13 protein-coding genes are annotated in these 14,534 nt (G+C 76.1%); 6 read left to right on the forward strand and 7 right to left on the reverse strand.

Annotated features, from left to right (window positions below; all coding sequences use genetic code 11):
* Window positions 1-70: 70 nt before the first annotated feature.
* Both ACZ5NJ_RS21115 and ACZ5NJ_RS21120 read right to left on the reverse strand, forming a co-directional pair.
* Window positions 71-1,126, reverse strand: coding sequence for an NADH-quinone oxidoreductase subunit B family protein (locus ACZ5NJ_RS21115; RefSeq protein WP_468766602.1), 1,056 nt, complete (start codon window positions 1,124-1,126; stop codon window positions 71-73).
* Between the two features lie 69 nt (window positions 1,127-1,195).
* The gene (locus tag ACZ5NJ_RS21120; RefSeq protein ID WP_468766603.1) at window positions 1,196-2,941 is read right to left on the reverse strand and encodes an enoyl-CoA hydratase-related protein; all 1,746 of its coding nucleotides are present in this window, start codon (window positions 2,939-2,941) and stop codon (window positions 1,196-1,198) included.
* Window positions 2,942-3,273: 332 nt separating this feature from the next.
* On the opposite strand from ACZ5NJ_RS21120, the gene ACZ5NJ_RS21125 reads away from it, so the two are divergent.
* Window positions 3,274-4,167, forward strand: coding sequence for a DUF3626 domain-containing protein (locus tag ACZ5NJ_RS21125; protein ID WP_468766604.1), 894 nt, complete (start codon window positions 3,274-3,276; stop codon window positions 4,165-4,167).
* Here the strand turns inward: ACZ5NJ_RS21125 and ACZ5NJ_RS21130 are convergent.
* The 5 genes from ACZ5NJ_RS21130 to ACZ5NJ_RS21150 form a co-directional block, all read right to left on the reverse strand.
* Entirely contained in the window at window positions 4,164-4,535 is a 372-nt protein-coding gene (locus ACZ5NJ_RS21130; RefSeq protein ID WP_468766605.1) for a hypothetical protein, read from the reverse strand. The two genes, ACZ5NJ_RS21125 and ACZ5NJ_RS21130, sit on opposite strands and share 4 nt — an antisense overlap.
* Window positions 4,536-4,590: 55 nt before the next feature.
* Window positions 4,591-4,920: a DUF3040 domain-containing protein gene (locus ACZ5NJ_RS21135; RefSeq protein WP_468766606.1), complete on the reverse strand. Its 330-nt coding sequence runs from the start codon at window positions 4,918-4,920 to the stop codon at window positions 4,591-4,593.
* A gap of 113 nt (window positions 4,921-5,033) precedes the next feature.
* Entirely contained in the window at window positions 5,034-5,663 is a 630-nt protein-coding gene (locus tag ACZ5NJ_RS21140) for a hypothetical protein (protein WP_468766607.1), read from the reverse strand.
* Between the two features lie 168 nt (window positions 5,664-5,831).
* Window positions 5,832-8,522: a SpoIIE family protein phosphatase gene (locus tag ACZ5NJ_RS21145; protein ID WP_468766608.1), complete on the reverse strand. Its 2,691-nt coding sequence runs from the start codon at window positions 8,520-8,522 to the stop codon at window positions 5,832-5,834.
* Between the two features lie 129 nt (window positions 8,523-8,651).
* Complete coding sequence (locus ACZ5NJ_RS21150) at window positions 8,652-9,389, reverse strand: ribonuclease H family protein (RefSeq protein WP_468766609.1); 738 nt, start codon at window positions 9,387-9,389, stop codon at window positions 8,652-8,654.
* 221 nt (window positions 9,390-9,610) lie between these two features.
* On the opposite strand from ACZ5NJ_RS21150, the gene ACZ5NJ_RS21155 reads away from it, so the two are divergent.
* From ACZ5NJ_RS21155 to ACZ5NJ_RS21175, 5 genes are all read left to right on the forward strand, one after another.
* Window positions 9,611-10,153 carry a hypothetical protein gene (locus tag ACZ5NJ_RS21155; RefSeq protein WP_468766610.1) on the forward strand — a complete coding sequence of 181 codons (543 nt, stop codon included), beginning with the start codon at window positions 9,611-9,613 and terminating at the stop codon, window positions 10,151-10,153.
* Window positions 10,154-10,583: 430 nt separating this feature from the next.
* Entirely contained in the window at window positions 10,584-11,231 is a 648-nt protein-coding gene (locus tag ACZ5NJ_RS21160) for a substrate-binding domain-containing protein (protein ID WP_468766611.1), read from the forward strand.
* Window positions 11,232-11,301: 70 nt separating this feature from the next.
* Window positions 11,302-12,330, forward strand: coding sequence for a galactose-1-phosphate uridylyltransferase (gene galT, locus ACZ5NJ_RS21165; protein ID WP_468766612.1), 1,029 nt, complete (start codon window positions 11,302-11,304; stop codon window positions 12,328-12,330).
* Window positions 12,327-13,472, forward strand: coding sequence for a galactokinase (galK, locus tag ACZ5NJ_RS21170; RefSeq protein ID WP_468766613.1), 1,146 nt, complete (start codon window positions 12,327-12,329; stop codon window positions 13,470-13,472). Before galT ends, galK begins: the two co-directional genes overlap by 4 nt.
* Window positions 13,473-13,568: 96 nt before the next feature.
* A complete protein-coding gene (locus ACZ5NJ_RS21175) occupies window positions 13,569-14,360 on the forward strand; it encodes a crotonase/enoyl-CoA hydratase family protein (RefSeq protein WP_468766614.1) in 792 nt (263 codons plus the stop codon).
* The last annotated feature ends 174 nt before the right edge of the window (window positions 14,361-14,534 follow it).

The raw sequence follows: 14,534 nt of genomic DNA on the forward strand, positions 1-14,534 counted from the left end.
CTTCGTTCGGTGCGGGGTGTGCGGGATCGGATCGGAGGGAGGGGGGAGGAGGTCGGCTGGGAGGGGTCCGTCACCAGGGCGGGCGGTAGCCGGTGGTGAGCTTGCCCCCGGCGTGGCGCCACTTGGGTTCCTGGTCGACGGTGTGCAGGGTGACCGCGCGCAGGCGCCGGATCACGGCCCCGTACGCCCCGCTGGCCTTCGCGGACACGTGCGAGCCGGGGGGCGCGTCCATGAACGGCATGAACTTGTCGGGGAAGCCCGGCATGGTGCAGGCGATGCAGATGCCGCCCACGTTCGGGCAGCCTCCGATGCCGTTCATCCAGCCGCGCTTGGGGACGTTGCACTTGACCACGGGGCCCCAGCAGCCCAGCCGGACCAGGCACTTCGGGGAGTCGTAGGCCTCGGCGAACTGGCCCTGCTCGTAGAAGCCGGCGCGGTCGCAGCCCTCGTGGACGGTCTGCCCGAACAGCCAGGTCGGGCGGAGCTTGTCGTCCAGCGGGATCATCGGGGCCGAGCCCGCGGCCTGGTACAGCAGGTAGGTCAGGGTCTCGGAGAAGTTGTCGGGCTGGATGGGGCAGCCCGGGACGCAGACGAGGGGGATGCCGGCCTTGGAGGTCCAGTCCCAGCCGAGGTAGTCGGGCACGCCCATGGCGCCGGTCGGGTTGCCCTCCATGGCGTGGATGCCGCCATAGGTGGCGCAGGTGCCGATGGCCACCACGGCGAGCGCCTTGGGGGCGAGCCGGTCGATCCACTCGCTGGTGGTGATGGGCTGGCCGGTGCGGGGGTCGTCGCCGAACCCGCACCAGTAGCCCTCTGGCTTGATCGACTCGTTGGGAATGGATCCCTCGACGACGAGCACGAAGGGGTCGATCTCGCCGCGCTCGCCCTTGAAGAACCATTCGACGAAGGTGTCGGCGCCGCCGACGGGCCCGCACTCGAAGTCGATCAGGGGCCAGTGCACGGCCACTTTGGGAAGGCCCGGCAGGACGCCCGTGACGATCTCCTCGATGCTGGGCTGCATCGCCGCCGTCAGGGACACCGAATCGCCGTCACAGCTCAGTCCGGCGTTGATCCAGAGGATGTGGATCGTCGGGTCCTCTGCCGGGTCCGACGTTGCTGCATCCATGCGGGGCCTCCTTTGGAGGGGATGCGGGGGAAGGTGGGGAGGGGGCGGGCGGACCGCACCTCTTCCTTGCTAGCAGGGACCGGCCGGGGACGCGCTGTCCTGTACGGCCGGTCCAGTGACGCCGGCGGGCGCGGCGGCGGCGCGGCGGGTGAGGTGGGGCGGGGTCTCCCGGGCGGGCTCCTTGCGGACGAAGGCCCTGCGCAGGGCGTGGTAGGGGGCCCGCGGGTCGTCGAAGGTCCGCCGCATCCGGTCGAGTTCCGCCTCCCGGTAGGAGGCCAGCGGGCGCCGGGCCTCGTCATGTTCGCGCCGGGCCTTCTTGGCGGCGATCCGCGCGCCGGTGGCGGGCAGGGCGGCGAGGCGGGCCGCGAGCCGGGCCGTCTCGCCGGCGAAGTCCTCGGGCGGGCAGGCGATCGTACGGTCGGACAGGCCCAGGGCGAGGGCCGCGTCGGCGCTCAGCGGCAGGGCGCCCCGCGTGAGCCGGGCCGCGGCGGCCTCGCCGACGCGGGCGGGCAGGGTGTACGTCCAGTACTCGGAGCCGTACAGGCCCATCAGCCGGTAGTGCGGGTTCAGGACGACACCCGCGCGGCACCAGACCTCGTCGGCGGCGAGGGCGAGCATGGCCCCGCCGGCGGCGGCGTTCCCGCCGAGGGCGGCGACCACGAGCCGGTCGGTGGTGGTCAGGACGGCCTCGACCAGGTCGTCCATGGCTTCGATGTTGGCCCGGGACTCCGCGGCCGGGTCGGCGGCGGCCTCGATCACGCCCAGGTGGATCCCGTTGGAGAAGAAGTCGCGGCCGCCGCCGAGGACGAGCACCGAGGCCGGGCGGGACAGGGCGGCCTTGTAGGCCGCCAGCAGCCGGCGGCAGCGGTCGGCGTCCATCGCTCCGGAGGGGAAGGAGAACGACAGGAAGCCGACCGGGCCCTCCTCCCGGTAGCCGATGTCGGACCAGGTGCGGCGGCGGGGGTCGGTGTGCAGGGGCGCGGGGTGCTCCCGCAGCGGGGGCAGCCGGTCGCCCAGGGCGAGGACAGCCGGGAGCCGGGGTGCCGGCGGCTGCCCGGGCGCGTGGCGGGCCCGCAGTTCCGGGATCCAGACGGCGCCGTCGGCCGTAGCCCGGCAGACCGCGCCGGTGCGGGTGGCGAGCAGCTCGCCGGGGCGGCCGCGCAGCCGGTCCTCGGGGTGGCCGCCGTGCAGGTACCAGTCCCCGCCGAGCAGGTCGTCGCGTACGCCCGGCCGGGAGTCGGCGGCGCGCAGCACCCGCAGGACCCGCTCGGTGGTGTCGGTCTCCCAGTCGATGCGGCGGCCCTCCTGGCGCAGGGCCGGGCGGGCGAGGCCGGTGTGCTGGGGCTGCGGGGCGTACGTCCCGGAGGCGAAGCGCTCCACGGCCAGCAGGACGGCCTCCAGGGCCGCGTCGGCGACCTCGCCGCGGTAGAGGTCGCTCTTGCCGACCGCCGGGAGGACGCACTCGGCGGTGGCCCAGACGGGGCCGGCGTCCATGACGGCCTCGGCCTGCAGGACGGTCACCCCCCAGCGGGTGCGGCCCTCCTGGACGGCCCAGTCGAGGGAGGCGGGTCCCCGGTCGCCGACCGGTCCCGGGTGGACGATCAGACAGGGGTGGGCGGACCAGACCTCCTCCGGGATCGCGGTGCGCAGCATGGGCGCGAGGACGAGGTCGGGCGCGTGGCGGCGTACGGCCTCGGCGAGGGGGCGGCCCGGGAGGGCGAGTTCGACGGCCACGCTGTGGCCGTGGTCGCGCAGCTCGGCGTGGACCCGCTGGGTGAGGCTGTTGAACGCGCTCGCGAGGAGCAGGACGTGCACGTGGGGTCTCCCGGGGGGCCCGGGGCCGGGGCGCGGCGGCGCCCGGTCCGATCGGCAGCTCGTGACCGGGTCATGACCGGCCGCCCGAAATCGTGGCGCGGGGGCCGGGGGCGGTGGCGCAGGCGGGCGGCGGTGTCACCCGAAAGCGTCCGGTCCGGGGGCCACTCGGCCGCGCCGCCACCCCGGCCGAACCCGTGCCGGTGGCGCCGGCCTCGGCTTCGGCCGACGATCGGGCGTTGCGGTGGTGTCGGCGCGGGGGGCGGGGCGGGGCGGGGGTGCGGGGCGGCGGAAATCCTCGTGCGCGTGCGGTCGGCGCGGGGGAGACTGCGCGGATGAACACCGATCGCCTCCTGGCAGCGCAGCAGCGGGCCCTGGCCCATGTGGCCGGTCTTTCCGCCGGTCCCCCGGTGGACCCGGCGCTGCGGGTGACCCTGAACTTCCATCCGGACCGTGCGGCCGGCGGCAGGCCCCTCCTGGAGGCGCTGGCGGAGACCGGGGTCTACCTGTCCCAGTTCGTCACCGGTACGAGCAACGGCGGCCTCACCGCCCACCCCGGCGGTGACCGGTGGCGGTGGGAGAGCCGGATCTTCGACGGGGCCTACGACAGGGCGGCCGCGCACACGCGGCCCGTCTACGGGGCGCTGAACCACCACCGCAAGACGGTGGGCGCGGCGCCCCGGTTCGGTTCCGCTCACCTGCGGCTCACCGCCGGCGCGCTGGAGCGGACGACGTTCTGCTACCCCGACAGCTTCCTGGAGCCCTCGGACTTCGGGACGGCGCGGCGCATGGGGCTCGTCGAGCTCGCCCTGGCCGACGACCAGGACGAGCTCGACGACTACGTCGAAGCGCAGGTGCACGGCCCGGTCCGGCTGGACCGCGACGTCGAGGCGCTGGTCCTGGACCCCTGCTACCGGGGCACGGCCGTCGAGGACGCCGCCCGCCGCCTGCCGTGCCCGGTGGAGTGGCACGACGGGTTCCGCCTCACGGTCGAGGAGCTGCGCCGGCACCCCGCCTACCGGGGGCCGGCGGTCGTGGAGCTGGGCGCACGGATCGCCGCCGGCGGCCGGCTCGACCCGGGTGTGGTCGGAGCCGCCGCGGCCGCCGGCGGGCACGACCCGCAGGGGCTCAAGAAGGTGTGGCACTGCCTCGCCCGCTACGGGGCACCCGCTTCCGGGGGACGGACGGCCGGGGCGGCCGGGGCACGGACGGCCGGGGCGGTGTCCTAGAGGCGGTCCTCCATGCCGATGGCGTCCTCCAGGTCCTGGTGCGCCTCGCTCCATTCGCCCTCCTGCTGTTGCAGGAGGGCGGCGGCGATGGCGTCGAGTTTGCGCTGGATGGCGTGTTCGGCCCGGCGCTCGGAGTTCTTCAGCAGGGCCAGCAGCAGGAGGGACAGGGCGCCCATGGCGTCGCCCGCGAGGTGCTGCCACTCCATGGACAGCCGGGCCAGGTGAACGGCGGCAAAGCCGGCCACGAGGACGACGCAGAGCAGCAGGAAAGCCGCGGAGCTGGTGAAGTTCGAGGCCAGCTCGGCCAGCGTCTCGAAGCGGCCGCGCCGCCCCTCGCGGGTCTTCTTGGCAGGGTGCTCGAAGGTCATGTGCGGCGCCTGCCCCGGCCCGGCCCCGGCAATCCGGGCCGCACCGGCGCCGCGCTCATCCGCTGCGCCGGCACCAGCGGCGCACCAGGAGGAACAGACCGGCCAGGGTGGCCGCGTACGAGAAGGTGAAGGCCGCGATGAGGGCGGGCGCGGAGGTGGCGACGGCCAGCGGCAGCAGGGCCAGGGCGACCGCGGTCATGGCGCAGACCGTGCCGGTCAGCGCGCCGTGGTGGTCGCCGCGCCGCCGCTCCGCCCGCTCGGGTTCCTGGGCGAAGAGACCGGTGCCGAACGTCATGGCGCGGTCGAATCGGGAGTCCGCGCGCAGGGCGCGTTCGATCGCCGTCAGGGTCCTTCTCTCCCGGGGCGAGAGTCCGGTGCCGTCCATCACGGCCTCCTGCGCGTCGGCGGCCGGGTCGCGCCGGCTCGCGGGTCTGTGGCCGGGCGTCTTCCCCGCCCCCACCGCGGACATGCGCCCCCGCGGCCCCGTCGGGCCGCGGCTCAGCGGTAGTGGGCCGCGGCTTCCGCGAAGGTCACGGCCTGCGCCGGGACGGAGGCCAGCAGGGCCACCCAGGAGCCGTCGGTGAACTCCAGGTCCATCCGGCCCCGCTGGAGGACGCCCGTCGGCCTGGCGCGCACGGCGGCGACGGCCGGGCGGGGTACTTCCCAGTACTCCTTCATCACCGGGGCCGACTGCCACAGGTGCGAGACGTCGGTGAGGGCGAACCAGCGCCGGTCGGTGACGGCGAGGACGCCGGTGACCGAGCCGCGCGCCGCGGCGCGGCTGATGAGGAAGTGCCCGGCCGCGCTCTGCCAGCCGCCCTCCATGCTCTTGCCGTGCACCAGCCGGGTCCCGAGCTGGTCCACGGCGTCCGGCAGCCGGTCCACGGCGGCCGCCGCGGCGGCGGGCCGTGAGCGCCGGGGGTCGATCACGCGGGTGCGGACCAGCTGCGCCAGGGGCTTGGGCAGCTTCGCCTCGATCCGGCGGTGGAGCGCGGACTGGTCGGCCGGGGGGACGAGGTCGTCGGGCGGGGTGGGAACGCCCGGTCCGAGCTCGTACGCGCACACGGCGACGAGGCGCTCCCCCGCACGCAGGAAGGGTCGGACCTGTTCGCGCCTGTCCTGGTTCAACGGGCGTGCTCCTGTCGTGCGTAGGGCCGGGGGTGACCGGCGCGGTGCCGCCGGGATGGTCGTGCCCGGCGTTCCGGATTCTGCCCCATGGGCGGCCGCGGATGATCATCGGGGGGTGCCCGGAAGCGATACCCGTGAGGGGTACCGGCGGTAAGGCCGCGGGAGGCCTCAGAGCGGCTCGGCGTCCAGGAAGGCCGACGGGTCCGGTTCGAGCGGCTCCCCGGATCCCTGGGGCGCCAGTTCCGCCCAGATGACCTTGCCCTCGGGGGTGTAGCGGGTGCCCCAGTGCTCGCTGAGCTGGGCCACCAGGAACAGGCCGCGGCCGCCCTCGTCGGTGGTGGCGGCGTACCGCAGGTGCGGGGCGGTGCTGCTGCCGTCCCAGACCTCGCAGGTCAGGCCGTGGTCGTGGAGCAGCCGGACGCGTACCGGGGCGCTGCCGTGGCGCAGGGCGTTGGTGACCAGCTCGCTGAGGATCAGCTCCGTGGCGAAGCCGAGGTCCGCCAGGCCCCAGGTGTCGAGGGTGCGGGCCGCCTCGCCCCGGATCTGCCCGACGGCGCTCGCCTCGAACGGCACGTCCCACTCGGCGACCCGGTCCGGGCCCAGGGTGCGGGTCCGGGCGACGAGCAGGGCCACGTCGTCGGCCGGGCGCAGCGGCAGCACCCGGTCGAGGACGTCCTTGCAGGCCTGGCGCGGGTCCCCGTCGGCCGCGGCGAGCGCGGTGCGCAGCAGTTCCAGCCCCTCGCCGATGTCCCGGCCGCGCTCCTCGATCAGCCCGTCCGTGTACAGGACGAGCCGGCTGCCCTCCGCCAGTTCCAGTTCCGCCGTCTCGAAGGGCATGCCACCCAGCCCCAGCGGGGGCCCGGCGGGCAGGTCGACGATCTCCGTGGTGCCGTCGGGGGCGGAGAGCAGGGGCGGCAGGTGCCCGGCCCGGGCCACCGTGCAGCGCCGGGAGACCGGGTCGTAGACGGCGTACAGGCAGGTCGCGCCGATGACGGAGCCGTTCGCGTCGCCGCCCTCGTCGTCGTGGTCGATGCGCTGGACCAGGTCGTCGAGGCGGGCGAGGATCTCGTCGGGGGCGAGGTCGAGCGAGGAGAAGTTGTGCACGGCCGTGCGCAGCCGTCCCATGGTCGCGGCGGCGTGCAGGCCGTGTCCGACGACGTCCCCGACGACCAGGGCGACCCGGCAGCCCGGCAGCGGGATCACGTCGAACCAGTCGCCGCCCACCCCGGACTGGGCGGGCAGGTAGAAATGCGCCACGTCCACGGCGCTCTGCTCGGGCAGGGCACGGGGCAGCAGGCTGCGCTGGAGGGTCACGGCGAGGGCGTGCTCGCGGGTGTAGCGGCGGGCGTTGTCCATGCTGACGGCGGCGCGGGCGACGAGTTCCACGGCGAGCGACAGGTCGTCCTCGTCGAAGGGCTCGGGTTTGCGCGAGCGCCAGAAGTTGACCACGCCGAGGACCACACCGCGGGCGGTGAGCGGGGCCGCGATCAGCGAGTGGATGCCGTAGTCGATGATCGCGCGGGTGCGGGGCGGGTCCTGGGCGAGCCAGCCCGGATCGGCGGACAGGTCGGGCACCAGTTCGGCCTTGCCGGTGCCGTAGCCGCGCGCCTGGGGGGTGGACGGCAGGAAGTCGATCAGCAGGCCGCGGGGGTAGAGGGGGTGGTCGGAGCGGATGCCGGAGACCGCGGTGCGCCGCATGTCGGCCCCGGGCCCGGGCTCGTCCCCGTCGAGGACCGGTTCGGCCAGGTCGACGGTGGCGAAGTCGGCGAAGCGGGGGACGGCGACGTCGGCGAGCTCCTCGGCGGTGCGGACGACGTCCAGGGTGGTGCCGATGTCGCCGCCCGCGTCGTAGAGCAGCTTCAGGCGGCGGCGGGCCGTCTCGGCGCGGCTGGTCAGGATCCGCATCTCGGTCGAGTCGCGGATGGTGACGGCGGTGCCGCCGTCGGCGCGGCCCCGGGGGTGGGTGCGCCGCTGGTTGACGACGAGCAGCCGGTCGCCGGTCTCCAGCACCTCGTCGGTGGCCACCCGGCCGGACAGCAGCAGCTCGGCCATCCGGCGGTCCAGCCCCGGAACGTCCCCGATGTGCCGGCCGTCGGCGTCCTCGGGCAGCCCGAGCAGCCGTTTGGCCTCGTCGTTGGCGAGGAGCAGCCGCCCGTCCCCGTCGATGATCAGCACCCCTTCGCGGACGGCGTGGAGCACCGCGTCGTGGTGCTCGTACATGCGGGTCATCTCCAGCGGGCCCAGGCCGTGGGTCTGCCGGTTCAGCCGTCTGCTGATCAGGGCGGTGCCGGCGGTGGCCAGCGCCAGGGTGGCGGCGATGGAGAGCAGGATGACGGGGAGCTGGCGGTTGACGACCCCGGTCACGTTCTTGACGGTGAGGCCCGCGGAGACCAGTCCGACCACCTTGCCGTCGGGTGCGGTGACGGGCACCACCGCCTGGATCTCCTTGCCGAGGGGGCCGTTCACGCTCTCGGTGTAGGTGTGCCCGGCGAGGGAGGGTCCGATGGTGCCGACGAACCGTTTGCCGATGCGGTCGGGCTGGGGGTGGGTGTAGCGGATGCCGTGGGTGTCCATGACGACGATGAAGTCGACCCCGGCATCCTTGCGGGTGCGCTCCGCGAGGGGTTGCAGCAGGGCCGTCGGGTCCGGGGACTTCAGCGCCGCCTGGAGGCCCAGGGAGTGGGCGAAGGTCTGGGCGACGGCCACCGACCGGTTGCGTGCCTCGCGGTCGACGTCGTGCCGCGACTGGAGGACCAGCGCGAGCAGCGCGCCGGCCGCGAGCAACACCACGATCGCCACCTGGAGGACGAATACCTGTCTGGCGACGCTTCGGGATCGGCTGCCTAGAGGTGACCGCACCGACGTGCCCGGCACGGGTGGCGAGAAGGGGTCACGCCCCCAGTTGTAGCACCTCTGGCCGTCCTCGGCCCCCGGCGCGGCGGCGCGCCGTGCCCGGCGGCGCGCCGGCGGCGCCGCCGGGCGCTCCGGTCACGCCGAGGCGGCCGCCGGCCGGCAGTCGGGGTGCCCCCAGCGGGTGCCCAGCTTGGCGATCTTCTCGCCGGCCGCGTACGGCTGCCCGCAGGGGCAGGTCCCGCGGAACTTCGCCGTGATGGTGCGCGGCGCGCCGGAGCGGGCCGCGCCGCCGCCGGGGGCGGCTCCGGAGGCGGCGCCGCGGGCCGCTCCGGAGGCGGCGCCGCGGGCCGGGGCCTTGCGGGCCGGGGCGGTACGGCCGGGGGCCGGTACGGGGACGGTGGTGGCGCCGTGGGCGGTGCCGGCGGGCTCCTGGCTGACGGCGGCGTCGCTGGCGGCCTGGTCGGCGATGGCGTTGAGGTGGTCGCCGTCCTCCTGGTGGGCCGGAACGTAGCGGAACTCCACGTCCCGCTCGGCCAGCAGCCCGTCGATGCTCTCGACGAGCTCGCGGTTGGCGACGGGCTTGCCGGCGGCGGTCTTCCAGCCGTTGCGCTTCCAGTTCGGCAGCCACTGGGTGACGGCCTTCATGGCGTACTGGGAGTCCATGCGCACCTGGAGCGCGGTACCCGGCTCCACGGCCTCCAGCAGCCGCTGGAGGGCGGTGAGCTCGCCGACGTTGTTGGTGGCGCGCCCCAGCGGACCGGCCTCCCAGCGTTCGGGCCGGCCCTCGGCGTCCGCGATGACCCACGCCCATCCGGCCGGGCCGGGGTTTCCCTTGGCCGCCCCGTCACAGGCGGCGATGATGCGATCAGACATCCCCCGATCTTGCCCTATCCGCGCGGGGGCGGCGCCACCCCCGTTCCTCACGGCGACGGACGGGGCAGGGCGGACGGGCGGAATACGATCACCCTGAGGCGGCAAGTGATCACGAACGGTGATCCACTGAGCGGAGAAGCGTGAAGAGATGACCGCGCGACGAAGCCAAGCGTCTCTCGGGGTCCGGTGGGCCGTCCGCCCCTGCGGGGCCTCCTGACCATGTGCGCGGGCACGGCCTGCCCGCTGCCGTCCCCGGCCGCCTCGGCGACGGCCGCGCCCGAGACCGTACCCGTGCGCGTCCCGGCCGTGGAGGCACAGCCGGACGCCGGGCGGCCCTCGCCCGCAGCGGTGCCATCCCTCTCGTCGGGGGAGGCCGGCGCCGCGGTGGGAACGGGTCCGGGGGCGGACGCGGCGGAGCACGGCGCCGGGCGTCCCGGGGCGGGGGCGCCGGGAACACCATCGACCTCGGTCTCCGCCGAGCTGCGGGCGGGCTCCGCCGGGCGGCCGAGCGCCGGACCGTCCGCGAGACCTTCGAGTACGCCGTGACCGTGACGAGCCACGGCCCGTCCGCCGCCCGGCAGGTGGTCGTCACCGACCGGCTTCCCGGCGTGCTGGAGTTCGTCTCCTCCCGGGACGGGTGCGCCCCCGAGGGCCGCGGCGTCCGGTGCGGGCCGCCGGCCCTCCTGCCGGTGGGGCGCACGCTCACCCGGGTGCTCACGGCCGGCTGGCGGCCTCGTACGACGGCGACGGCTCGGACATCGTGAACGGGGCCGTCGTCGGCGCGGAGACCGCCGACCCGGACGCCGGGAACGACGCGTCCTCCCCGACCGGGCTGAAGGGTCCCGCCCCACGCGCGGACCGCCGACGCCTCCCTGGCCAAGGCGTCGCTGCCGGAGCGCGGCCGCACCCCGGTCCGGCCGGGGCTGCTGGCCCTGCTGTGCGGGCGGCCGCCGTCCACGGTGGTGTGGTGGTCCCCCTCGACCTGGCCGTCCACCGCCGGGGGGCCGGTCAACGGGTCCGCCCACGACGTCCTCACGCTGTCGGTGCGGGTCGGTCCGGCCGAGGTCGCACAGGTGATCCACACCCCGGACGGCCGTATCATCGAGTCCGCGTCGGCCCGTGCGGGGAGGGGCCGCACACGCCGGCCGTCCCCCGCGGCGGCCTGGTGTCGCCCACGGTCACGGAAGGACGGCGATGAAGGTCGGGATCACCGACGTCGCGGCCCGCGCGCAGGCCGGCGAGGCGACCGTCCGCAGGGTCGTCAACCGCCGCCAGGGCGTGTCCCGCAAGCCCCGGGACGCGGTCGCGCGGGCGATGGCCGAGCCGGGGTACGAGCGCACCGCCCAGGGCCGGTCGGTGGCCCTGATCACCGACCCCGCGTCGAACCCGTACCGGCTCGGCCACCGGCGGATCGGCAGGGCCTCGGGCCCGGCCGGCAGCCGGCCCGCCGACCGGCGGGTGGCGGGCTTCCCGGCCGCCATGGCCCGGCGCGGGATCGACGACGCCGGCCGGTGGGTGATCCGCCCGTGGTACGCCGGGGAGGGCGGGCCGGCTGCCGCCTCGGCGCTGCCGGAGCTCGGCGCCACCGCCACCGCCATCGGCGCCGCCGGCGACCGCATGGCGCTCGGCGCGATCCGCGGGATCCGGCGGCAGGGCCGCTCCGACCCCGGGGACGTGTCGGCGGTCGGCTACGAGGGCACGGGCGTCACCGAGTGCACCGACCCCCCGCCGACCACGGTCCGGCAACCCGCGGTCGGCAACCGGGACGTGCCCACCGGCGAGCGGCACTCCTGCCCCGAGCCGGTCATCCGCTCCTCGACCGCCCCGGTCGCCCCCTCCTGAACCCGCCCGCCCCGATCGCCCCTCCCGACCCCTTCCGCCCCGCGCACTCCCCCGACAGACAGGCGAGGACGTGTACACGACCGTCACCGAGCTCGCGGACGGCCGCGAGCTCATCTACTACGACAGCGCCCCCGGCCGTGACCGCACGGCCCGCGACCCGCGCCCCCTGGAGCGCGTCGAGAGCACCCCGGAGCTGCGCCGGGACCCGGCCACCGGCGACTGGGTCACCATCGCCGCCCACCGGCAGACCCGCACCTACCACCCGCCCGCCGACGCCTGCCCGCTGTGCCCGTCGCGGGAGGGCCGGCCGAGCGAGATCCCGGCCGACGACTACGAGGTGGCCATCTTCGAGAACCGTTTCCCCTCGCTCTCCGGCACCGCCGGCCGCTGCGAGGTCGTGTGCTTCACCCCCAAGCACGACGCGGGGTTCGCCGACCTCACGCCCGGGCGGGCCCGGCTGGTGCTGGACGCCTGGACCGACCGGACCGCCGCGCTCTCCGCCCGCCCCGGCGTCGCGCAGGTGTACTGCTTCGAGAACCGGGGCGCGGAGATCGGCGTCACCCTGCCCCATCCGCACGGCCAGATCTACGCCTTCACCGCGCCCACCCCCCGCACGGCCAAGCACCTCGCGGCGGCGGCCGCGCACCGGGCGGCCACCGGGCGGAACCTGTTCGAGGACCTCCTCGCGCAGGCCCGCGCCGCCGGGGAACGGCTGGTCCTGGCCGGGGAGCACTGGACGGCCTTCGTCCCGTACGCCGCCCGCTGGCCCTACGAGGTCCACCTGTACCCGCACCGCAGGGTGCCCGACCTGACCCGGCTCGACGAGGCGGAACGGGCCGAGTTCCCCGGCCTGTACCTGGAGCTGCTGCGCCGCTTCGACCGGCTCTTCGGGCTGGCGGAGCCCACCCCGTACATCGCCGCCTGGCACCAGGCCCCGCTGCACGGCGGGGAGGAACTGGCCCTGCACCTGGAGCTGTTCACCGTCCGGCGGACCGCCGACAAGCTCAAGTACCTGGCCGGGACGGAGTCCGGGATGGACGCCTTCATGAACGACGTGTCCCCCGAGACGGCGGCGCGGCGGCTGCGGGAGGCCCGGTGAACGCGCGGGTGCGCCGGGACTTCGAGCGGGTCCACGGCCGGGCCCCCGAGGGGCTCTGGGCCGCCCCGGGCCGGGTCAACCTGATCGGCGAACACACCGACTACAACGACGGCTTCTGCCTGCCCATGGCGCTGCCGCAGGCCGCCGTGCTCGCCGCCCGCCGCCGCGCCGACGGGCTGCTGCGGCTGCACAGCGCCCAGGGCGACGGCCGGGTCACCGAGCTGCGGGTGGCGGACCTCGCCCCGGGCTCCGTGCCCGGCTGGGCCCGCTACCCGGCCGGGGTGGTGTGGGCGCTGCGTGAGCGGGGGCTGCCCGTCGGGGGCGCGGACCTGCACGTCGACAGCACCGTTCCGGCGGGGGCCGGGCTGTCCTCGTCGGCGGCGCTGGAGTGCGCGGTGGCCGTCGCGTACGAGGAGATGTACGGGCTGGGTCTGGAGCGGCCGGAGCTCGCACGGGTGGCCCAGTACGCCGAGAACGCGTTCGCGGGGGTGCCCTGCGGGGTGATGGACCAGATGGCCTCGGTCTGCTGCGCCGAGGGCAGCGCCCTGCACCTGGACAGCCGCAGCCTGGAGGTCCGGCAGGTGCCCTTCGACCTCGGGGGGCACGGGCTGCGGCTGCTGGTGCTCGACACGCGCGTCCAGCACGACCTGGCGGACGGGGCGTACGCGGCCCTGCGGGCCGGCTGCGAACGGGCGGCGCGGCTGCTGGGCCTGCCGGCCCTGCGGGACCTCTCGGAGGCGGAGCTGCCCGCGGCGCTGGACCGGCTGCCGGCCGCGCTGGTGCCGCTGGTGCGGCACGTGGTCACGGAGGACGCCCGGGTGGGCCGGGCGGTGGACCGGCTGACGGCCGGGCGACCCGAGGGGCTGGGACCGCTCCTGACGGAGGGTCACGCCTCGCTGAGGGACGACTACGGGGTCTCCTGCCCGGAGACGGACCTCGCGGTGGAGGCCGCCGTGGCCGCGGGTGCGCTGGGCGCCCGGATGACGGGGGGCGGCTTCGGCGGCTCGGTGATCGCCCTGGTGCGGGCCGACGGGGCCGGGACCGTGTCCGAAGCCGTGACGGCCGCCTTCGCGGCCGCCGGCTTCCACGCACCGGCGGTACTGGAGGCCGTACCGTCGGCGGGGGCCCGGCGAATCGGCTGAGCCGGGGCGCGGGCGGCCGGACGTCGGACGTCCGCGGTCGTGCGGGGTCTTCGGCCGAAGGTGGTCAACGGGCCGCTCCCCCGCGAGAATGCCGCCATGACCGAACCCGATGCCGCCGCCCCCGCCGTCCGCGTCGAGCGGGACGGGCCCGTGACCACGGTGGTGCTGTCGCGGCCCTCGGCACGCAACGCCGTGGACGGGCCGACGGCACGGCTGCTGGCGGACGCCTTCCGGGAGTTCGAGGCCGACGAGGGGGCGGCGGTCGCGGTGCTGTGGGGCGAGGGTGGGACGTTCTGCGCGGGCGCCGACCTCAAGGCCGTGGGCACCGGGCGCGGCAACCGCGTGGAACCCGAGGGTGACGGCCCGATGGGGCCGACGCGGCTGCGGCTGACCAAGCCGGTGATCGCGGCCGTCGCGGGCCACGCCGTGGCGGGCGGGCTGGAGCTGGCCCTGTGGTGCGATCTCCGGGTGGTGGAGGAGGACGCGGTCTTCGGGGTGTTCTGCCGCCGGTGGGGGGTCCCGCTCATCGACGGGGGCACCGTGCGGCTGCCGCGGCTGATCGGGGAGAGCCGCGCGATGGACCTGATCCTGACCGGCCGCCCGGTCCCGGCCGCGGAGGCCCACGCGATCGGGCTGGCCAACCGGCTCGTACCGCCCGGGCGGGCCCGGGCGGCGGCCGAGGAGCTCGCGCGGGAGATCGCGGGGTTCCCGCAGCTGTGCCTGCGCCACGACCGGCTCTCCGTACGGGAGCAGCACGGGCTGGCCGAGCCCGAGGCCCTGGCCAACGAGCTGCGGCACGGGAGGGTGCCCCTGGCGGCGGGCGAGACCCTCACGGGCGCCGCCCGCTTCGCCTCCGGGGCCGGCCGGCACGGCTCCTTCACCGCCTGAGCCCCCGCCGGGCCCCGCGGCCCGGCCACGTACCGGGGCGGTCGTGCCGGGGCGGTCGCGTGCCGCCGGGGTGACGTACCCGGGCGGCCGCGTACCCGAGCGGCAGCCTGCCCGGGCCGTCGCGTGCCGGGGCAGTCTCAGGCGATCGCACCTACGATGGGCTGGAGCCGGCGC

The sequence above is a fragment of the Streptomyces sp. NPDC032091 genome, assembly GCF_055580265.1.